16 protein-coding genes are annotated in these 19,665 nt (G+C 74.4%); 5 read left to right on the forward strand and 11 right to left on the reverse strand.

Features of this window, described 5'->3' with window-relative positions:
- Positions 1-10 precede the first annotated feature (10 nt).
- From ACFW1I_RS18045 to ACFW1I_RS18055, 3 genes are read right to left on the reverse strand one after another with little or no spacing between them, the layout of a single operon-like run.
- The gene (locus ACFW1I_RS18045) at positions 11-772 is read right to left on the reverse strand and encodes an N-acetyltransferase (RefSeq protein ID WP_384670735.1); all 762 of its coding nucleotides are present in this window, start codon (positions 770-772) and stop codon (positions 11-13) included.
- Between the two features lie 57 nt (positions 773-829).
- Positions 830-1,594 carry an HNH endonuclease family protein gene (locus ACFW1I_RS18050; protein ID WP_384670738.1) on the reverse strand — a complete coding sequence of 255 codons (765 nt, stop codon included), beginning with the start codon at positions 1,592-1,594 and terminating at the stop codon, positions 830-832.
- 42 nt (positions 1,595-1,636) lie between these two features.
- Positions 1,637-2,485 (reverse strand): hypothetical protein, encoded by an 849-nt coding sequence (locus ACFW1I_RS18055; RefSeq protein ID WP_384670740.1) that lies wholly within the window; start codon positions 2,483-2,485, stop codon positions 1,637-1,639.
- Positions 2,486-2,584: 99 nt separating this feature from the next.
- Here ACFW1I_RS18055 and ACFW1I_RS18060 point away from each other — a divergent pair, with 99 nt between their 5' ends.
- The gene (locus ACFW1I_RS18060; RefSeq protein ID WP_384670742.1) at positions 2,585-3,178 is read left to right on the forward strand and encodes a TetR/AcrR family transcriptional regulator; all 594 of its coding nucleotides are present in this window, start codon (positions 2,585-2,587) and stop codon (positions 3,176-3,178) included.
- A 1-nt stretch (position 3,179) separates the two neighbouring features.
- Here the strand turns inward: ACFW1I_RS18060 and mfd are convergent, their stop codons facing one another.
- Positions 3,180-6,707, reverse strand: coding sequence for a transcription-repair coupling factor (gene mfd, locus ACFW1I_RS18065; RefSeq protein ID WP_384670744.1), 3,528 nt, complete (start codon positions 6,705-6,707; stop codon positions 3,180-3,182).
- Between the two features lie 246 nt (positions 6,708-6,953).
- Here mfd and ACFW1I_RS18070 point away from each other — a divergent pair, with 246 nt between their 5' ends.
- Positions 6,954-7,199, forward strand: coding sequence for a type II toxin-antitoxin system Phd/YefM family antitoxin (locus ACFW1I_RS18070; RefSeq protein WP_319007625.1), 246 nt, complete (start codon positions 6,954-6,956; stop codon positions 7,197-7,199).
- Positions 7,196-7,564, forward strand: coding sequence for a type II toxin-antitoxin system VapC family toxin (locus ACFW1I_RS18075; protein WP_384670747.1), 369 nt, complete (start codon positions 7,196-7,198; stop codon positions 7,562-7,564). The genes ACFW1I_RS18070 and ACFW1I_RS18075 overlap by 4 nt, the downstream gene beginning before the upstream one ends.
- Positions 7,565-7,638: 74 nt before the next feature.
- Here the strand turns inward: ACFW1I_RS18075 and ACFW1I_RS18080 are convergent, their stop codons facing one another.
- Both ACFW1I_RS18080 and ACFW1I_RS18085 read right to left on the reverse strand, forming a co-directional pair.
- Positions 7,639-10,212, reverse strand: a complete 2,574-nt coding sequence (locus tag ACFW1I_RS18080; RefSeq protein ID WP_384670750.1) for an ABC transporter permease — start codon at positions 10,210-10,212, stop codon at positions 7,639-7,641.
- On the reverse strand, positions 10,209-10,997 hold the full coding sequence (locus ACFW1I_RS18085; protein WP_384670753.1) for an ABC transporter ATP-binding protein: 789 nt from the start codon (positions 10,995-10,997) through the stop codon (positions 10,209-10,211). Before ACFW1I_RS18085 ends, ACFW1I_RS18080 begins: the two co-directional genes overlap by 4 nt.
- A gap of 198 nt (positions 10,998-11,195) precedes the next feature.
- Here ACFW1I_RS18085 and ACFW1I_RS18090 point away from each other — a divergent pair, with 198 nt between their 5' ends.
- Positions 11,196-12,710 (forward strand): MFS transporter, encoded by a 1,515-nt coding sequence (locus ACFW1I_RS18090; RefSeq protein WP_384670755.1) that lies wholly within the window; start codon positions 11,196-11,198, stop codon positions 12,708-12,710.
- On the opposite strand, the gene ACFW1I_RS18095 is transcribed toward ACFW1I_RS18090, so the two are convergent.
- Positions 12,700-13,179 (reverse strand): nuclear transport factor 2 family protein, encoded by a 480-nt coding sequence (locus tag ACFW1I_RS18095; RefSeq protein ID WP_384670757.1) that lies wholly within the window; start codon positions 13,177-13,179, stop codon positions 12,700-12,702. The two genes, ACFW1I_RS18090 and ACFW1I_RS18095, sit on opposite strands and share 11 nt — an antisense overlap.
- Before the next feature lie 90 nt (positions 13,180-13,269).
- Here ACFW1I_RS18095 and ACFW1I_RS18100 point away from each other — a divergent pair, with 90 nt between their 5' ends.
- Complete coding sequence (locus ACFW1I_RS18100; RefSeq protein WP_384670760.1) at positions 13,270-13,830, forward strand: nitroreductase family protein; 561 nt, start codon at positions 13,270-13,272, stop codon at positions 13,828-13,830.
- A gap of 4 nt (positions 13,831-13,834) precedes the next feature.
- Here ACFW1I_RS18100 and ACFW1I_RS18105 read toward each other — a convergent pair whose 3' ends face one another.
- The 4 genes from ACFW1I_RS18105 to ACFW1I_RS18120 form a co-directional block, all read right to left on the reverse strand.
- Complete coding sequence (locus tag ACFW1I_RS18105; protein ID WP_384670762.1) at positions 13,835-16,069, reverse strand: FG-GAP repeat domain-containing protein; 2,235 nt, start codon at positions 16,067-16,069, stop codon at positions 13,835-13,837.
- Positions 16,070-16,119: 50 nt separating this feature from the next.
- Positions 16,120-16,497, reverse strand: coding sequence for a VOC family protein (locus ACFW1I_RS18110; RefSeq protein ID WP_384670765.1), 378 nt, complete (start codon positions 16,495-16,497; stop codon positions 16,120-16,122).
- 9 nt (positions 16,498-16,506) lie between these two features.
- Entirely contained in the window at positions 16,507-17,640 is a 1,134-nt protein-coding gene (locus ACFW1I_RS18115) for a cellulose-binding protein (RefSeq protein WP_384670767.1), read from the reverse strand.
- 158 nt (positions 17,641-17,798) lie between these two features.
- On the reverse strand, positions 17,799-19,665 hold a 1,867-nt coding region (locus ACFW1I_RS18120; RefSeq protein WP_384670770.1), incomplete at its 5' end, for an SUKH-4 family immunity protein.

Raw genomic sequence — 19,665 nt, forward strand, 5'->3', positions numbered from 1 at the left:
GTCGGCCGGGTCAGCCGGCGGAGACCGCGTGCCGCACCCACACGTTGGGCTCGACGTAGACCGCGTATCCGCGCGCGACCTCGCAGTGGACGGGCACCAGCGCGCCCGGGACCTCCACGGGTCCCTCGGTGTCGAAGGGCAGTCCGGTCCACTTCCGCCACTGCTCCAGGGAGCCGGAGACCGTCATGGAGGCGGGCGCGACCGCCTCGATCCGGCCGCCCGCGCGGACGTGCACGCGCAGCCACGGGTCGTGCGGCAGCCCGTCGGACTCCCGGGTCCGGAAGGCGTACTCGTGGATGGAGGCGGCGGCCTCCAGGTGTTTGCCGTTGGGGCGGACCGGGGCGACCAGCTCGGAGTGGCCGAGCCGGCGCACGTTCTCCCGCATCGCGGCGAGCATCCGGTGCGAGATGCCGCGCCCGAGGGCGCTGGTGTCGACGGTGATCTCGATGGCGCTGACCGTGTCGGGCGTCTTCCCGTGCCGCAGGTCGGAGAAGGCCCACAGCAGCACCTCGTCCCAGCCCCGGTCGGGCAGCGTCCGGCGGCCGTCCGTGTCGAGCAGGAAGGGCACGCTGAAGCCGCGGGCGACGACCGTGCCGTCCGGATCGGTGGCGACGAGCACGTACTCGGGGAACTCGCGGACGATCCGGCCCATGTGCGACCAGCCCACCGGGTCGTACATCATGAACTCGGGCCAGAGGTCCTTCATGGACCACATCGGCCCTTCGAGCTCGGGCCGCTCGGCGAGCGTGGTGATCTTCAGTTCCTGGTCCATGCCCCGCAGGCTAGAGATCTTCTGACGCCACGCCAACCGATTATCGGACGGGCCCGTTCAGCTACCGCACTGCCGTGCCATCGCCGTCCGGTCCGGGGCGGTCACCGGCAGCTCGTACTTCTCCGCCACCTGTGCGAAGCGGACGGCGTAGGCGCAGCGGATACCCTTGGCCGGCGGCAGCCAGGAGGCCGGACCCGAGTCGCCCTTGGCGGAGTTGGCGCGGCCCTGCACCGGCAGCAGGTTCAGCGGGTCGTTGGCGAGCCGCTTCCGCTTCGCGTCGGACCAGCGGGAGGCGCCCATCTGCCAGGCGTAGGAGAGCGGGACGACGTGGTCGATCTGGACCTCGGCGGCCTTCTGCTTGCGCCAGTCGATGGTGGTGCCGGTGTACGGGTCGTCCAGCGTCATCGCCACGACCACGCAGTCCGAGCCGTCCCGGAAGCGGAGGTCCCGGCCGTCCCGGCGGAGCAGGTCGTTGCGGGTGTCGCAGCCGTTCCGCGCGAACGGCACGCCGTCGGCCTTGTCGAGCCAGGCGTGCCCGAACTCGTCCCGCGCGTAACCGGTGCGCGGCCCGCGCCCCTTGGTGGCGAGCCCGTCGATGAGGGCGCGGGCCCGGGCCCGCTCGGCCTCCGCCGTCACCGGCGCGAGACCCGGCCGGGTGCCGTCCGGGTTCCGGAAGGGGCTGGTGACCCGACCGGTGGGCGCGGAGCCGCCGGAGGACTCCTGGCCGCCGTCGCCGGGCAGGGCGCACCCGGAGAGCAGGACGAGTCCGGCGAGGACGGCGGCGGGAGCGGCGGCGCGGGGGAGCTTTCGGCGTATCAGCACCCGGGAATCCTAGGCGGAAAAGCGCCGATAGCGATCATTTCATCAGATCTTGCCGATCCCGAGCGTGTTCTCCGAGGGCAGCAGCCCCGAACCGATCGCGGCCAGCCAGGGCCCGCCGAGGAGCTCCGCGAGCCGGGCGGTGCCGTCCGGGCCGAGCGCGGCCCAGGGCGCGGCGGCGAGTTCGTCGGTGCGCCGCTCGACCTCGGCCCGCAGCTCCCGGCCGGCCGGGGTGGCGGCGCCCCCGGCGTCCACGAGCCCCCGTCCGGCCAGCCGTTCGCGGGCGGCCGCCCACTCCTGCGCGCTCCACCCCCGGCTCGCGAAGACGCCCTCGGGCGCGGCCCCGACGGCGGCGAACGACACCAGCGCCTCGACCGGGTCGAGCCCGGCCGCGAGCAGCGCGGCGACGTGCCCGTCCCCCCGGTGCTCGCGCAGCAGGGTCGCGGCCTGCCAGAGGACGAGGTGCGGCGCGCCGGCCCAGTCCAGCTCGGCATGGGCGGCGGCGAGCGGCCGCCCGGCGGTGTCGGCGGCCTCGGCGGCGCGGCGCGCGAGCCCGGCGGCCTCGTCGAGCCCGGTCACGTCGAGCAGCCCCCGGTAGCTCCGGTCCACGCCCCGCAGCCGCGCGGCGAGCACCTCACCGGGCGCGGCGGTCCGCCAGGCGGCGGGCACGTACCGGGCGACCATGGCCGGACTGAAGCTGTAGAAGGCGGAGGCGACCCGGGCGGGCCCGACGGCCCCCAACGGCGCGGCCCGCCAGGCGAAGTAGGAGGGCCAGCGCTCACCGGTGTCGTAGCCGAGCGCGGCGGCCTCCTCGAACGCCTCGGGGGCGTAGTAGTGCAGGGCGTGCAGGGGTTCGAGCAGATGCCACATCTGTCGTACGCGAGCGGTGTCCATGGGGACCTCCGGGACGGCGGTGCACGAATCTAGCCACTGACAAGACTGCGCCCGGGCGGGGCAACTTGTCAATGACTAGATTCGGGCTAGGCTGCGCCCATGACACCTCGGAGCACGGAGCGCGGCACCTACCACCACGGCGACCTGCGCCAGGCGGTCCTGTCGGCGGCCCTCGACGTGATCGCGGCGGACGGCCCGGGCGCCCTCAGCCTCCGCGACCTGGCCCGCCGGGCCGGGGTCTCGCACGCCGCCCCCGCCCACCACTTCGGCGACCGGACCGGCCTGCTCACCGCCATCGCCGCCCAGGGCTTCGGCCTGCTCGCGGACGCGCTGGCCGGCGGCGCCTCGCTCGCCGACCGGGGCCGCCGCTACGTCCGCTTCGCGGCGGACCACCCCGCCCACTTCCAGGTCATGTTCGCCCCGGCGCTGCTGCGCGCGGACGACCCGGACCTGACCGCCGCGCGCGAGCGGGCCGGCGCCGAACTCCGCGCCGGCGTCACCGCCCGAACCGGCCGGGACGCCCGCGCCACCGGCATCGCCGCCTGGTCCCTCGCCCACGGCTTCGCCACCCTGTACCTCACGCACAACGTGGACGACGCCGTGGGCGCCCTGACCCCGGAGGAGTACTTCGCCTCGCTGACCGGCTTCCTCACCGACGACCGCGAGACCGGGACCGCCGGCCCCGCGGACTGAATCAGTCCAGGATCGTCGTCAGGAACTCCCCGGTCCAGGCGAGCAGTTCCCGGCCGACCAGCGGCTTGCCGCCGATCGGGCGGGTCGCCGGGCGCGGCACCAGGATCTGGTGGACGGCCGGCTTGATCACCGACTTCGGGTGGAGCCGCTTGAGCCGCAGCTCCTGCGACTCCCGCAGCTCCACCGGGGCGAAGCGGATGTTCGGGCCCTGGAGGACGATCTCCGCCACCCCGCAGGACCGGGCCAGCATCCGCAGCCCCGCCACCAGGAGCAGGTTCTCCACCGGCTCCGGCAGCTTGCCGTAGCGGTCGGTCAGCTCCTCCCGCACGGCCTTGATGTCCTCCTCCGAGTTCGCCGAGGCGATCGCCCGGTACGCCTGGAGGCGCAGCCGCTCGCCGGGCGCGTAGTCGTGCGGGACGTGCGCGTCGACCGGCAGCTCGATCTTGACCTCCAGCGGCGCCTCCTCCTCCGCGCCGCCCTCCAGCGAGGCCCGGTAGTCCGCCACCGCCTCGCCGACCATCCGCACGTACAGGTCGAAGCCGACGCCCGCGATGTGGCCGGACTGCTCGCCGCCGAGCAGATTGCCCGCGCCGCGGATCTCCAGGTCCTTCATCGCCACGTACATGCCCGCGCCCATCTCGGTGTGCTGGGCGATGGTCGCGAGCCGCTCGTGCGCGGTCTCCGTGAGCGGCTTCTCCGGCGGGTAGAGGAAGTAGGCGTAGCCGCGCTCACGGCCCCGGCCGACCCGGCCGCGCAGCTGGTGCAGCTGGCTGAGGCCGAAGTTGTCGCCGCGCTCCACGATCAGCGTGTTCGCGTTGGAGATGTCGATGCCGGACTCGACGATCGTCGTCGACACCAGCACGTCGAACTTCTTCTCCCAGAAGTCGACCACGACCTGCTCCAGGGCGCTCTCGCTCATCTGGCCGTGGGCCGTCGCGATCCGCGCCTCCGGGACGATCTCGCGCAGCCGCGCCGCCGCCCGGTCGATCGAGTCCACCCGGTTGTGGATGTAGAACACCTGGCCCTCGCGCAGGAGTTCGCGGCGGATCGCCGCGCCGATCTGCTTCTCCTCGTACGGGCCGACGAAGGTGAGGACCGGGTGCCGCTCCTCCGGCGGGGTGGTGATCGTGGACATCTCCCGGATGCCCGTCACCGCCATCTCCAGGGTCCGCGGGATCGGCGTCGCCGACATGGTGAGGACGTCGACGTTGGCGCGGAGCTTCTTCAGCTGCTCCTTGTGCTCGACGCCGAAGCGCTGCTCCTCGTCGACGATGACCAGGCCCAGGTCCTTGAACTTGGTCTCGGAGGCGAAGAGCCGGTGGGTGCCGATGACGACGTCGACCGAGCCGTCCTTCAGCCCCTCCAGGGTCGCCTTGGCCTCCGTGTCCGTCTGGAAGCGGGACAACGCGCGGACGTTGACCGGGAACTGCCCGTACCGCTCGGAGAAGGTGCCGTAGTGCTGCTGGACGAGCAGGGTCGTCGGCACCAGGACCGCCACCTGCTTGCCGTCCTGCACCGCCTTGAACGCGGCCCGCACCGCGATCTCCGTCTTGCCGTAGCCGACGTCGCCGCAGATCAGCCGGTCCATCGGGACCGTCTTCTCCATGTCCTCCTTCACCTCGGCGATCGTCGAGAGCTGGTCGGGCGTCTCCGCGTACGGGAAGGCGTCCTCCAGCTCCCGCTGCCACGGGGTGTCGGGGCCGAAGGCGTGGCCGGGGGCCGCCATCCGGGCGCTGTACAGCTTGATCAGGTCGGCGGCGATCTCCTTGACCGCCTTCTTCGCCCGCTGCTTGGTCTTCGTCCAGTCCGCGCCGCCGAGCCGGTGCAGGGTGGGCGCCTCGCCGCCGACGTACTTGGTGACCTGCTCCAGCTGGTCCGTCGGGATGTAGAGCCGGTCGCCGGGCTGGCCGCGCTTGGCGGGGGCGTACTCGACGAGCAGGTACTCGCGGGTCGCGCCCTGCACCGTGCGCTGCACCATCTCCAGGTAGCGGCCCACGCCGTGCTGCTCGTGCACGATGTAGTCGCCGACCTCCAGGGTCAGCGGGTCGATGGTCTTGCGCCGCTTGGCCGGCATCCGCTGGCCGTCCTTGCCGGCCGCCTTCTGGCCGGACAGGTCGGTCTCGGTCAGCACGGCGAGCTTCAGCGCCGGGTCGACGAAGCCGAAGTCGATCGACCCGCAGGCCACGTGCACCACGGCCGGGTCCACGTCCGCCAGGTCGGCCGTCAGCCGGGCCGCGATGCCCTCGCCGCCCAGCACCTCGACGGTGCGCGAGGCGGGACCGTGGGCCTCCGTGACGTACACCGTCCGCCAGCCGTCGGCCAGCCAGCCCTTGGTGTCGGCGAGCGCGCGGGCGGTGTCGCCGCGGTACGCCTCCGGGGCGCGCATGCCCAGCGTCAGGGTGTCGCCGTCGGCCTCGGCGTCCGCCGCGAAGGGCGACACCGACCACCACATCATCCCCAGCTCCCGCGCCCGGTCCCGGACGTCCGCGATCCCCCACAGGGAGGCCGCGCCGACGTCGATCGGCGCCTCGCCGCCGCCGGCCGTCGCCGCCCACGACGCCTGGAGGAACTCCTGGCTGGTGGCGACGAGGTCCGCGGCCCGGGTCCTGACCCGCTCCGGATCGCAGACGACGGCCATCGACCCGGTGGGGAGGACGTCGAGCAGCAGCTCCATGTCGTCGACGAGGACCGGCGCCAGCGACTCCATGCCCTCGACCGCGATGCCCTCGGCGATCCTGTCCAGCATCTCGCCGAGCTCCGGGTGCTCCTCGGCGAGCGCCGCGGCCCTCCTGCGCACCTCGTCCGTCAGCAGCAGCTCACGGCAGGGCGGCGCCCACAGGCCGTGCTCGGCGACCTCCAGGGAGCGCTGGTCGGCGACCTTGAAGTAGCGGATCTCCTCGACGTCGTCGCCCCAGAACTCGATCCGGAGCGGGTGCTCCTCGGTCGGCGGGAAGACGTCCAGGATGCCGCCGCGGACGGCGAACTCGCCGCGCTTCTCGACCAGCTCCACGCGCGCGTACGCGGCGGCCGCGAGCCCCTCGACGACGTCGTTCAGGTCCGCCGTCTGCCCGGTCCTGAGCGCCACCGGCTCCAGGTCGCCGAGCCCCTTCACCTGCGGCTGGAGCACGGACCGGATGGGCGCGACGACGACGGAGACGGGGCCGGCGGCCGGGTCGTCCGGGCTCGGGTGGGCGAGCCGGCGCAGCACGGCGAGCCGGCGGCCGACGGTGTCCGAGCGGGGCGAGAGCCGTTCGTGCGGCAGCGTCTCCCAGGACGGGTACTCGACGACGGTGTCCGGGTCGAGCAGCGAGCGCAGCGCCGCCGCCAGGTCCTCGGCCTCCCGGCCGGTCGCCGTCACCGCGAGCACCGTCCGCCCCGAGTCCCGGGCCAGCGCGGCCACGGCGAAGGGCCGGGCGGCGGCCGGCCCGACCAGGTCCACGTGCGGACGGTTCCCGTCGAAAGCGGCCGTCATCGCCTCCTCAAGGGCCGCGTCCTTGACGACGAGGTCGAGCAGACCGTGCAGGCTCATGGATTTCCATCCCGATACGTACGAGAGCGAACGAACAAGCTGGCGAAGCGGACAACGCGAACGGCCCGACACGTCGTACGGGCCGGGGCCTCCCACCCTACGACGCCGGACCGACACCGGCGCGGGGGATGACGCTCACTCTCCCGGGTGAGCGGGCCACCCAGAGGGTGAGGGAGGTGGCGGCCGATCGGGCGACCCCGATATCCTTAGTCCGACGCTTAGTCCACCTAGCTGTGAGAGGCCGCGATGGAAGCAGCCCGGCAGTACAACGTCCACGACGCGAAGACCCACTTCTCCAAGATCCTGGAGGCGGTCGCCACCGGTGAGGAGGTGATCATCAGCAAGGCCGGGGAGCCGGTCGCGAAGGTGATCCCCCTGCCCGGCAAGGTCCACCGGACCGATTACGGCTCCCTCAAGGGCCGGATCACGATCGCCGACGACTTCGACGAACTCCCCGAAGGCTGGGGCGAGGCGTTCGGAGAGGCCGAGTGAAACTCCTGCTCGACACGCACGTCGTCCTGTGGTGGCTCACCGGGGACCTGCCCGACGAGACCCGTGAACGGCTCGCCCACGAACGCTGGGTGTACATGAGCGCGGTCACGCCCTGGGAACTCTCCGTCAAGCAGGCCACCGGCAAGCTCGACGCCCCCGCCGACGTGGCGGAACGGGCACGGGACACCCAGTTCCTCGCCCTCCCGATCACCGCCGAGCACGGCCTCCAGGCCGGTCGGCTCCCCCACCACCACCGCGACCCCTTCGACCGGATACTGGTCGCCCAGGCACGGGCCGAAGGGCTGACGCTCGTCACCCGGGACAAGAACATCCCGCTCTACGACGTGCCGGTCCTGTCCGTCTGAGCGCAGCCGTACGGCCCCGGCGCGATTCCCGCGCCGGGGCCGTACCCGTACCACCGTCCCCGCCAGTCGCTCCGCTAGTCGCTGGCGATCGCGTTCAGGACGTTCATGCGGCCCGCGCGGAAGGCCGGGACCAGGGCCGCGAAGAGGCCGACGAAGGCCGAGCCGACGAAGACCGTGACGATCGTCGGCCAGGGGATCTCCAGGACGCCGAAGCCCTCCAGGGCGAGGAGCTGCTGGGCGGCCGTGCCCCAGCCCATGCCCAGGCCGAGGCCGAGCAGGGCGCCGAAGAGGGCGATCACCACCGACTCCAGGCGGATCATCCTCCGCAGCTGGCGGCGGGAGAGACCGATCGCCCGCATGAGGCCGATCTCGCGGGTGCGCTCGACCACCGACAGGGCCAGGGTGTTCACCACGCCCAGGATCGCGACGACGATCGCCAGCGCCAGCAGCCCGTAGACGATGTTCAGGAGCTGGCCCACCTGCTTCTGGAGGGACTCCTTGTAGTCGGCCTGGTCGGCGACCTTGTACTGGGGGTACTCCGCGAGCGCCGTCTTCAGCGACGCGTACGCCGCCTCCTCCTGCCCGTCCCGCGCGCTCGCGAGGAGCAGCACCGGGGCCGGCATCCGCTCGGCCGGCAGGTGCGCCCGGGCGGTGGTGACGTTCGTGTACATGGCGCCGTTGTCGACGTTGCCGCCGTCCACCGTGATCGCCACGACCTTCAGCCTGGCCGTCGAGCCGTGGGCGAAGGCGACGGAGAGGGTGTCGCCGACCCGCACGCCGTGCGCCGTCGCGTAGTCGCTGCCGACGGACATCGCGCCCGGCCCGAAGGCGGCCGCCAGGTCACCGGAGGCGACCTCGCGCTTCAGGTCCCGCGGGTACTCCGGCTCGGTCGCGGCCAGCCACTCCTTGGAGACCCCGCCCGCCGGGTCCGTGATCCGCACGTCGACGGGCCGGTACTCGGTGACGTGGTCCAGGCCCGCCACCTTCTCCACCGCGGCCTGCGCCTGCGGCACGAGCGGCGCGCCCATCGGGTGCTGCACGATGAAGTCGGCGCCGACCGACCGGTCCAGCTCCTCGGTGGCCGAGGCGACCATGGAGGAGCCGACGACCGAGAGGCAGGCGACCAGCGCCAGGCCGATCATCAGGGCCGCGCCGGTCGCGCCGGTCCGGCGCGGGTTGCGCAGCGCGTTCCGCTCGGCCATCCGGCCGACCGGCCCGAAGACCCGCAGGACGACCGCGCCGAGGACCCGGACGACCCCGCCCGCGAGGACCGGGCCGATGACGACGAAGCCGAGCAGCGACAGCACGACGCCGACGCCGAGCCACAGGGAACCCGTACCGGCCTTCTCGGCCTGGGTCGCCGCCCACAGCGCGCCGCCGCCGGCGAGCGTCAGCAGCAGGCCGAGGACGCCGCGGAGCCGGCCGGCCCGCCCGTCGGCGGGCGTGCCCGCGTCGCGGAGGGCGGCCATCGGGGAGACCTTGCCGGCCCGGCGGGCCGGGACGTAGGCGGAGAGGACGGTGACGAGGACGCCGAGGGCGAGGCCGACGACGGGGGTGGTCCAGGCGACGGTGAGGTCGCGGGTGGACAGCTCCATGCCCATGGTGGACATGAGCTCCATCAGGCCGACGGCCAGGCCGACCCCGGCGGCGACACCGGCGATCGAGCCGATCACGCCCAGCATGACCGCCTCGACCAGCACCGACCGGTTGATCTGGCGGCGGCCGGCGCCGATGGCCCGCAGCAGGCCGATCTCGCGGGTGCGCTGGGCGACCAGCATGGAGAAGGTGTTGACGATGAGGAAGATGCCGACGAGGAAGGCGATGCCGGCGAAGCCGAGCATCGCGTACTTCATGACGTCGAGGAAGCCGGCCACGTCCTCCCGGCCCGCGTCCGACGCCTCGGCTGCGGTCTGGAGCTTGTAGCCGTCCCCGAGGGCGGCGGCGACGTCCGCCTTCAGCGTCTCGTCCGGGACGCCCGGCTTCCCCTCCACCATCACCTGCGTGAACAGGCCCTCCTTGCCGAGGAGTTGCCGCTGCGCGGTGGCGGTGTCGAAGTAGACGACGGTGGCGCCCGGATTGGTGACCTTGAACTCGACGATGCCGGAGATCCGCGCGGTGAAGTCGCCCGTCGCGGAGATCGTCCGGAGGGTGGCGCCGAGCTTCAGGCCGTGCTTGTCGGCGGTGCCGCGGTCCACGACGACGTCGGTCGGCCCGCGCGGCTCGTGGCCCTCGGCGAGCTGCACCGAACGGAGCTCGTACGGGCTCCAGTTGACGGCGATCGTCGGCGCGCCGCTGGTCGGCCCGAGGTTCTTGTTCCCGGCGTCGACGACGGTGACGCCCAGCGAGGTGACCGAGCCCTGGGCCTCGGCGACGCCCTTCGCCTTCCGCACCTCGGCGACGACCGAGGCGGGGAAGGAGTCGGGGCGGCCGGTGTCCGGGGTCTCGTCCGACGGGTCGGCCCCCTTCGGGGAGACCGTGACGTCGGAGGCGGTGACGGCGAAGAGCTTGTCGAAGGTCGTGTTCATCGTGTCGGTGAAGACCAGCGTGCCGGACACGAACGCGACCGAGAGGAGCACGGCGACGGCGGAGAGCGCCATCCGGCCCTTGTGCGCGAGGAGGTTTCTCAGCGAGGTGCGGAAGACGGTCACGACGTCCGCCCGCGCGCGTCGAAGTCCTTCATGCGGTCGAGGACGGCGTCGGCGGTGGGCCGCTCCATCTCGTCCACGATCCGCCCGTCCGCCAGGTACAGCACCCGGTCCGCGTAGGAGGCGGCGACCGGGTCGTGGGTGACCATGACGATCGTCTGCCCCAGCTCGTCCACCGACTGCCGCAGGAAGCCCAGGACCTCCGCGCCGGCCCGCGAGTCGAGGTTTCCGGTCGGCTCGTCCCCGAAGATGATGTCCGGCTTGGCGGCGAGCGCCCGCGCGACGGCGACGCGCTGCTGCTGGCCGCCGGAGAGCTCGGTCGGCCGGTGCTTCAGCCGCCCGGCGAGCCCGACCGTGTCCACGACCCGGTCCAGCCACGCCCGGTCGGCCTTGCGGCCGGCGATGTCCATCGGCAGCGTGATGTTCTCCAGCGCGCTCAGCGTCGGCAGCAGGTTGAACGCCTGGAAGATGAAGCCGATCCGGTCCCGGCGCAGCTGGGTGAGCTTCTTGTCCTTGAGCCCGGTGATCTCGGTCTCGTCGAGGAAGATCTGCCCGCCGGTGACGGTGTCGAGGCCGGCGAGGCAGTGCATCAGGGTCGACTTGCCGGACCCCGAGGGGCCCATGATCGCGGTGAACCGGCCGCGGGCGATGTCCACGTCGACGTGGTCCAGCGCGACGACCCGGGTCTCCCCCGAGCCGTACGCCTTGACGACCTGTCGCGCCCGCGCGGCGACGGCCGTACGCCCTCCAGTACCCCCGTGCCTGGGGATGGTCACAGCCGTGGTCACGATGTCTCCTCGGAGCAATAGGTGCGAGTGGCTTGTAAGAACAAGCTAAGAACCGCGCCGCCCGGTTCTCGTCCTCCGCCGGGACGACCGTGCCCTGGCTCCTCTGAGGGAGGGCCCCCTAGGGGTTCCTCCGCCGCTGGTCGGAGTGAGACCCTGTCCGCGCACATTTAGGTGTACGAAGAAAGGAAGTGCCGCGTGGTGACGGACGGGAGAACGGCCCCGAGACGGGCCGGCCAGGAGCCGCCCTCCGCGGACCGCCGCCGCGGCGCCGTCGTCGCCGCCCTCATGCTCTGCATGGCGCTCGCCGCCCTCGACGGCACGATCGTCGCCACCGCCGTCCCCCAGATCGTCGGCGACCTCGGCGGACTCTCCGTCTTCTCCTGGCTCTTCTCCGGCTATCTCCTCGCCGTCACCGTCACCCTCCCCGTCTACGGCAAGCTCAGCGACACCTTCGGCCGCAAACCGGTCCTCGTCGCCGGCACGGTCCTCTTCCTCGTCGGCTCGCTGCTCTGCGCCGCCGCCTGGAACATGGCCGCCCTCATCGCCTTCCGCGTCGTCCAGGGCCTCGGCGGCGGCGCCCTGCAGGGCACCGTCCAGACCATCGCCGCCGACCTGTACCCGCTCGACGAGCGCCCCAGGATCCAGGCCCGGCTCTCCTCCGTGTGGGCCACCGCCGCCGTCGCGGGCCCCGCGGCCGGCGGCCTCCTCGCCGGGTACGCGGACTGGCGCTGGATCTTCCTCGTCAACCTGCCGGTCGGCGGGCTCGCCCTCTGGCTGATCCTCCGCCACCTCAGGGAACCCGCCAGGGCCCCCCGTACGGCCCCGGTCCGCATCGACTGGCCCGGCGCGCTCGGCGTCTTCGCGACCGGCGTGCTGCTGCTGACCGCCCTCGTGCAGGGCGGCGTCGCCTGGCCCTGGCTGTCCGCGCCATCGCTGGCGCTGCTGGGCGGCGCGGCGCTGCTCGCCGCCGTCACCGTGGTCGTCGAACGCCGGGCGGCGGAGCCGATGATCCCCGGCTGGGTGTGGCGGCGCCGCACGATCGCCGCCGTCAACGTGGCGCTGGGCGCGCTCGGCCTGCTGATGGTCGCCCCGACCGTCTTCCTGCCGACCTACGCGCAGTCGGTGCTCGGCCTCGGCTCCGTCGCCGCGGGCTTCGTGCTCTCCGCGTGGACGCTCAGCTGGCCGATCACTGCCGCGTTCTCCAACCGCGTGTACACCCGCATCGGCTTCCGGCTGACCGCCGTCCTCGGCATCTCGGGCGCCCTGGCCTGCCTCCTCGCCTTCCCGTTCCTGCCCTACCCGGGCGAGGCGTGGCAGCCGGCCCTCCTGATGCTGGTGCTCGGCGGCTGCCTCGGCTTCTTCCAGCTCCCGCTGATGGTCGGCGTGCAGTCCACCGTCCCCTACGAGGAGCGGGGCACCACCACCGCGTCCGTGCTGTTCTGCCGCCAGGTCGGCCAGAGCCTCGGCGCGGCGGCGTTCGGCGCCGTCGCCAACGGCGTCCTCGCCGCCCGCCTCGGCGCCGACACGGACCTCGACACCCTGGCCCGCTCCCTCCACACCACGGAGACGGTCCGCCGCGCAGTCGACGCGGCCGTCGACATGGTCTACTTCGGCGCGGCCGGCGCGGCGGCCCTCGCCCTGCTGGCCCTCCTCGTCCTGGCCCCGCGCCGCTTCCCGGTCCTGAAGGAGGTCACGGGAGAGCTCAGGCCGTGAGGGCGGGGACGAAGTCGTCCGGCAACCGGGGCGGGGTGCCCCGGGTCCACACCACCCGCAGCGCCGAGGCGGCGATCCGCCATCCGTCGGCCGTCCGGACCAGTTCGTTGTCGACGTGCCCGGCCGAGACGAACAGCTCACCCGACCCGTCCGCCAGGACGTGCGTGCTCAGCTGGGCGCCACGCACGGTGGCCCGGTCGCCGTCGACCTCGACGACGAGGTCGGTGCCCATGTGCACGGTCCGGTCGAACAGCGCCATGGCCTGCCGGACATGAGCCAGGAGGGCGTCCCGTCCGTGCACCGTGCCGATGGGCATCTCGGCGGTGACGTCCTCGGTGTGAAACGCGTCGGCCCACTCCTCGTCGAAGACGCCCGCGTCCAGGGACCGCAGGTAGCGGCCCATCAGGTCGGTGATCTCGGCACGGTCGGTCAGGGCCCGCAGCTGTCGCCGCATCTCTTCGGTGTCCATGCCGAAAGCGTCGCCCCTCAAGTCCACTTGAGGTCAAGCGCCCTGCCTGGAGGCCGGAATAGCCTCGTACGGCGACCGGTTGGCCCGGACATGCGACCCGCCACGGAGAGCCCCGACTCCCTCCATCCGCTGCTGGCCGGCCGGTTCAGCCCGTCCCGGTTCGACCCGTCGGCCGTCGTCGACGACCGGACGCTGGGGCTGCTCCTGGAGGCGGCCCGCTGGGCGCCGTCCGCCGGCAACTCCCAGCCGTGGGGCTTCTTCGCGGCCCGGCCAGGCGAGGCGGACCACGCCCGGCTGCTCCCGCACCTGGCGCCCAGCTCGGCGCGCTGGGCGACGGACGCGGGCCTGCTGGTCGTCACGCTCACCCGCCGGCACGTCGGCGACCCGGACATCCAGTACTCCGAGTTCGCCGACTACGACCTCGGCCAGGCCATCGCCCACATGACGGTGCAGGCCCAGGCGATGGGCCTGTCCGCCCACCAGTTCCGCGCCTTCGACCTGGAGGCCCTCACCAAGGAGCTGGACCCGGCCCCCGGCTGGGCGATCGTCTCGATGATCGCCCTGGGCCGCGCGGCGGAACCCCCCACCCGTCCCCGCGAACGCCGCCCGGTGGCCGACCTGTTGTCGGCGCCCTGGGCGGCGGAGCAGTAGCGCGTCAGAAGGCGGTGTCGGAGCCGAACGTCAGGCCGACCCGGCGGCCGGCGGCGAAGGGCGACCGCCAGGCGCCCGTCCCCCGGTAGAAGGTGTCGCCGGCGGCGTCGTGGGCGATCAGGTCCACCCGCCGGTCGCCGTCGACGTCACCGATGCCGACCAGACCGGTGAAGCCGCCCCAGCCGCCGCCGATCCGGGTCCGCGCCGCGAACGTGCCGTCGCCCTTGCCGAGGTACAGCCACAGCACGCCCGCCCGGTCCCGGGCCACCAGGTCGCCCGCCGGCCCGCCGGCGAGGTTCCCGACCGCCGTCACCTCGTTGTAGGTCCCCCAGCCGCCGCCGACCCGCTTGCGGGCCGTGAACGGCGCCGAGGCGTTCCCGGTGCCGGCGTAGAGCCACAGCACGCCCGCCCTGTCGGCGGCGACGAGGTCCGCCCGGCCGTCACCGGTCAGGTCGGAGCCGCCGGCGAGCTTGTCGTACGTGTTCCACCCGCCGCCGATCCGGACGCGGCGGGAGAGGGGCTGCTTCCATTCCCCCGACCCCTGGTGCAGCCAGAGCACCCCGTCCCGGTCCCGGGTCACGAGGTCGGCGAAGGGCGTCCCCGCGAGGTCGCCGGAGGACTCGATCCGGTCGTAGACGCCCCAGCCGGTGGTGAAGGCGGACTCCTCCCGGACCGTCGGCGCTCCGGCCGCGTCCTCGACGACGTCGAGGGACGTGACGCCGCCGCCGGTCCCGCGGGCGAACAGCTCGGGCGAGCCGTTGCCGTCGACGTCGTGCAGGCCGGGGGTGCGGCGGACGGTGAAGGTGCCGGAACCGCTGACGGGTTCGCCGACCCCGTCGATCGGCTCAGCGGTGAACCGCCAGTGGTACGTCCCCGCTCGGGCACCCCGATCGGGGGTGTCGAAGTCCTCGCCGCGCCAGACGAAGCCGACCGCGTCGGGCCCCATGTCGTCGAGGTCGCCTGGCTCCAGGGTCCTGCCCTTGGCGGCGAAGCCCTGGTCCTCGCGCCAGACGGCGAGCGTCACCCGCACGTTCTTCCGGGACAGCCGCCACCGGAAGTCCGCGCTCTCCACCCGGTCGAGGTCGATCACGGCGGGGATGTCCGCCCCGCCGTAGACGAGTTCGGTGGGCTCGCCGGTGGTGGCGACGAGCTCCACCCCGGGGGCGTCGGCCGTGCCGGCCGTGATGCGGTACAGCCCCTCGCCGTGCTCGCCGGTCCCGCCCCGGGCCATCAGGGAGCCGTCCGGGCCCGGGACCAGCGACCCCATCCGGTCGAGGACCCGCACGGGAGTCCCGCTGCCGTCCAGACGTTCCGCGTAGAGCGTGTGGTCCCCGCCGGCGTGGTTCTCCGGCACCCGGCTCACCCCGTGCACGAGCCATCCGCCGACCAGGGCGAACTTCTCGTCCGGCAGGACCTCGAACGACGCCGTCTCCCCCGTGCCGCGGGTGCCGACGGCGACCCGGGCGTAGGCGGACTGGTCGATCCAGGCGGTGTGCCCCGCCGAGACCGCCCCGGCGCCGAGGGGGTGGACCGTGGCCTCCCGGAAGGTGTCGGTGATCTCGCCCGACGCGATGTCGAGGACCGCCTCGTCGTGGTCGAGGCTGCCCGCCGGTCCGGTCAACAGGACCAGTTGGGCCGCGTCCGCGGATTCGGCGGTCATGACGAAGCCGTCGCGCCCCTCGGGGAGGCCCTTGATCGGGCGCTCCTGCGGGCCCTGCGCGCCCGGCGTGACCAGACGGCCCGCCGTGGTCCCGTCCGCGTTCCGCACGCCGAAGACGAGCGTGGTCCCCACGGCGCCCCGGTAGATGTACCGCGCGCCGTCCTTCTCCAGCGCGGCGAGGTCCACGACGTACGGCGCCGCCCCCGAGGCCAGGTCGCGGACCGTGAACACCCGGGCCAGCCGGATGTCGGTCGCGTGGTCCCCCGTCACCAGCACGTCCGACGCGCCGGTGTCGTACGCCCCGGCCAGCGGCAGCCTCCGCGCGGTCCCGTCCGCGTACCGGGTCCAGCGCAGCTCGGTCGGCGGGCTCGCGTACCGCTCGACCGTGAAGAAGCCGGCGTGCCCGCCGCCGACGACGTCCACCATGCCCGTCGGGTACGGCACCGTCGTGGACTGCTGGTCCTCCGCTGCGTACGACACCCCGGGCGCGGCGAACGCCGGGGCGGCGGCGCCCGCGGCGGCGAGGGCGACGGTGAGGGCGGCGGCGAGCGTGCGGCTGCGCGGACGTGCGTGGATCATGTGCGGGTTCCCCTCCCTGGAAGATCAGGAGGGTACCGCCCACCTGCGGCTCAGCCGCGACCGGGTTTCCTCGGCGAGAGGCAGAAGGGGTGGCCCGCCGGGTCGAGGAGGACGCGCCACCGGTCGGGGCGGGGCTGGACGGGCGGGAGCGTGGCGCCGAGCGCGGTCAGCTCGGCCACCGCCGCGTCGAGGTCGTCGACCACGAAGTCGAGGTGGAGCTGGGCCGGAACCTCCCCGTCCGGCCAGGTCGGCGGCCGGTGGTCCTCGGCCCGCTGGAAGCCGAGGACCAGGCCGCGGCCGTCCGTCAGCCCGGCGAAGTCGGCGTCGGAGCGGGCGTGCAGGGGCAGCCCGGTGGCCTTCGCGTAGAAGCCGGCGAGTGCCAGGGGGTCGGCGCAGTCGAGGTTCACCGCCGTGAGGGTCATCCGCATGCCCGGAGGCTAGGGGCGGGCGCCGTCGCCCGTCTCGGGGTTTTCGGCCGCCCCGGCGTCCGCTTCGGGGATTTCGGCCGACCCGGCGCCCGACCCGGTGTCCGACCCGGCGCCCGACCCGGTGTCCGACCCGGCGCCCGGCCCGGTGTCCGGACGGTCGTCCGGGCCGCCGTCCCTGTCGGGGCGCGGCCCCGGGGTCGCGGCGGTCTCCCCCTCCGTGCCCGCGTCCGCCGACCCGTCCCGGCTGCCGTCCCGTTGCCCGTTCTCGTCCCTGTCGGGTCCCGGCGCCGTCACCCGGCCCGTCAGCGCCGCCAGCGAGGTGCGGATGTGCTCCATGTGCGCGTGGATCTCCTCGCGCGCCTCGTCGTGCTCGCGCAGCACCCGGTCCGTCTCGCGCTCGGTCCGCTCGGCCTTCATCCGGGCCTCGGCCAGGATCTCCTCGGCCCGCGCCTCGGCGTCCTCCTGGCCGTGCCGCGCCTCCTCCTCGGTGCGGGCGAGGGCGCGGCGGGCCTCCTCCAGGCGGGCCTCGGCCTCCGCGACCTGGGCGGCGTGCCGGGCGTCCAGCTCCGCCGCGGCGGTCTCGGCGGCGCGCTCCGCCTCGGCGCGGCCGGTGCGGTGCTCCTCGGCCTGCCGGTCGAGCAGTTCGGCCGCGCGGTGCGCGGTCTCCTCGTACGCCTCCGCCGCCGCCGTCCGGGCGCCCTCGGCGTCGCGGCGGGCGATGGTGTCGAACTCCTCGGCCCGCTCCCGGGCGGCCTCCAGGGTCGCGCGGGCCTGCGCCTCGGCCGCGGCCCGTACCCCCTCCGCGTAGGCGTCGGCCGCCTCCCGGGCCTCGCGGGCCGCCGCGTCCGCCGCCTCGGCGAGGGCCTGGGCCTCCGCCTCGGCGGCGCGGACGAGCCGCTCGTCCTCCTGCTCCGCGAGCTTCAGGATCTGCTGGGCGGCCTCGCCCAGCTCCTCGTACCGCTGCGGCTTCAGCGCCGCGACGGCCTCCCGCAGCGCGGCGAGCTCCGCCTCCATCTCCTTGGCGAGGACGGTGAGCCGCGCGGCCCGCTCCCATGCCTCGTCCCGGTCCCCCGACAGCGCGGCGAGGTAGCGGTCGACCTGCTCCGGGCGGTACCCCCGCCCCCGTCCGACGGCGAAACTCATCCTGGCGCCCCTTCCCTCCGGTCCCCTCCAGGATGCGCCATAAGAACGGACAAAAGGCGCCCGACGTGATCACACATCGAGCGCCCTTCGTCACATTCCGCTCTGACAGAGCCTCAGGACAGACGTCGGACAGACGTCGGACAGACGTCAGACAGACGTCAGAGCAAGCCGTCCCACATCTGCTCCAGCAGCACCGACCACCAGTTCTCCGGCGACGACAGCGCCGCCGGATCCAGCATCGCCAGCTGCGCCTGGAAGTCGACCGTCCAGCGGCCCGCCTGCTCCGGCGTCAGCCCGAACCGCAGCCGCCACATCCGCCCGAGCAGCGCCATGCACCGCACGAACTCCGGCAGCCCCGTGTTCACGAACTGCGGCGGCACCGAGGCCCCGCCCGGACCGGCCTCCACCGGCACCGCCACGATGTGCGCGGTCCCGTACTGGACGCAGATCGCCCGCCCGAAGTCCGAACCGAGCACCAGGTACGAGCTCGCGTCCGGCGCCGCCTGCACCTGCCGCTGCTGCGCCAGCTCCGCCAGCGTCGGCACCACCGGCATCGCCGGCTGCGCCCAGAAGAACGGCCCGAAGTCCGCCGGCAGACCCGCCCACATGAGCGTCACCGCCACCAGCTCCGGCACTCCCTGCCGCGACACCGCCCGCTGGTCGAACCGGAGGATCCCCGGCCCGAACGCGCCCGCCAGCTCCTGCGCCACGCCCTCCGGCGGCAGCGGCGCCGCCGGCTGCACCTGCGGCAGCGGAGCCCGCACCGGCGCGGGCCGCGCCGGGCCGTCCGCCACCTGGTGCAACTCGCCCTGGTGGGTGAGCAGCTGGCGCATGCCCTGCTGCCGGCCGGCGTGATCCCGGCCGTACGGGGCGATGCTGGTGATCCGCGCCTGCGGCCACGTCTCGCGGATCATCCGCGCGCAGTAACCGCCGGGCAGCTCGCAGGACTCCAGCTCGGTGTGCAGTTCGAGCACCTGCTGCGCGGGCACGCCGAGCCCGCGCAGCTCGTGCAGGATCTGCCACTCCGGATGCGGGGTGCCCGGCGCCGAACGCCGGATGATCTGCTGCTCCGAACCGTCCGGCGCGCGGTACCGCAGCACCGCCTGGTACCCCGGGCCCACCGTCGGCACCCCGGCCGGCGGCTGCTGCGGATACCCGTACGCCGGAGCCGGAGCGGGCCCCGGAGCCGGGACAGGCGCGGGTGCGGGCGCGGGCGCGGGCGCCTGCGGCGCCGCCGGAGCGGGCCCCGGCGGCGGCAGCGGCGCGCCCGGACCGGCCGGACCCGGCTGGGCGAGCATCGTCGGCGCGTGCTCGATCCCGTGCGCCGGCGTCCCCGGACCACCGGGAACGCCCGGCGGCGGAGGCGGAGGCGGCGGCGTCTGACCACCACCGGGACCGGCCGGCCCCGGATGCGCCAACATCGTCGCCGCGTGGTGCACCGGCTGCGGAGGCGTCACCGGACCCGGCGGCGCGGGCGGCGGAGGCGTGCCCGGCTGCCCCGGCGCGGGCGGCGGCGTCTGCGGCGTCAGCTGGGTCGGTACGTACGCGGGCGCGGCCCCGCCCGAGCTCGCGCCGGGAACCCCCGGCACCCCCGGCGGAGGCGGCGGCGCCATCGGCCCGCGCGCGGCCGCCTTCTTCGGCGGCAGCGTCGCCTTGCTCGTCGCCGCGTCCGCGATGTCCCCGGCCCCCGGCACGACCGGCGGAGCCGCCGGCGGAGGCGGCGTCGCACCCGGCACGGGCGGGACGGGCGGCGGCGTCGCACCCGGCGCGGACGGCGCGGACGGCGCGGGGCCCGCAGACGGCGCGGGGGCCGCCGGGTCCAGACGCGGCGCCACCGCCGTCTTCGGCAGCGCGCTCCCGCCCTGCATCAGCGCCGTCGGCGCGTCCGCGCCCACCACCGGCGCCGGCGCGGGCGCGGCCGGGGCGCGCGGGAGCGGCGGGGGGGGCAAGCGCGCCGCCCCCCGGCGCGGCCCCCCCCCCCCCCGGCCCCGCCGCCCCCCCCCCCCCCCCCCCCGGGGGGGCGCG

The sequence above is a fragment of the Streptomyces sp. NPDC058955 genome (assembly GCF_042741435.1).
In the GTDB taxonomy this organism is placed as follows: domain Bacteria; phylum Actinomycetota; class Actinomycetes; order Streptomycetales; family Streptomycetaceae; genus Streptomyces.

Excerpts from the sequence above, each read along its gene's own strand:
- ACFW1I_RS18045 (WP_384670735.1), bottom strand. The coding sequence starts at position 772 with ATGGACCAGGAACTGAAGATCACCACGCTCGCCGAGCGGCCCGAGCTC.
- ACFW1I_RS18055 (WP_384670740.1), bottom strand. The coding sequence starts at position 2,485 with ATGGACACCGCTCGCGTACGACAGATGTGGCATCTGCTCGAACCCCTG.
- ACFW1I_RS18100 (WP_384670760.1), top strand. The coding sequence starts at position 13,270 with ATGCGACCCGCCACGGAGAGCCCCGACTCCCTCCATCCGCTGCTGGCC.
- mfd (WP_384670744.1), bottom strand. The coding sequence starts at position 6,707 with ATGAGCCTGCACGGTCTGCTCGACCTCGTCGTCAAGGACGCGGCCCTT.
- ACFW1I_RS18105 (WP_384670762.1), bottom strand. The coding sequence starts at position 16,069 with ATGATCCACGCACGTCCGCGCAGCCGCACGCTCGCCGCCGCCCTCACC.
- ACFW1I_RS18095 (WP_384670757.1), bottom strand. The coding sequence starts at position 13,179 with ATGGACACCGAAGAGATGCGGCGACAGCTGCGGGCCCTGACCGACCGT.
- ACFW1I_RS18110 (WP_384670765.1), bottom strand. The coding sequence starts at position 16,497 with ATGCGGATGACCCTCACGGCGGTGAACCTCGACTGCGCCGACCCCCTG.
- ACFW1I_RS18070 (WP_319007625.1), top strand. The coding sequence starts at position 6,954 with ATGGAAGCAGCCCGGCAGTACAACGTCCACGACGCGAAGACCCACTTC.
- ACFW1I_RS18115 (WP_384670767.1), bottom strand. The coding sequence starts at position 17,640 with ATGAGTTTCGCCGTCGGACGGGGGCGGGGGTACCGCCCGGAGCAGGTC.
- ACFW1I_RS18060 (WP_384670742.1), top strand. The coding sequence starts at position 2,585 with ATGACACCTCGGAGCACGGAGCGCGGCACCTACCACCACGGCGACCTG.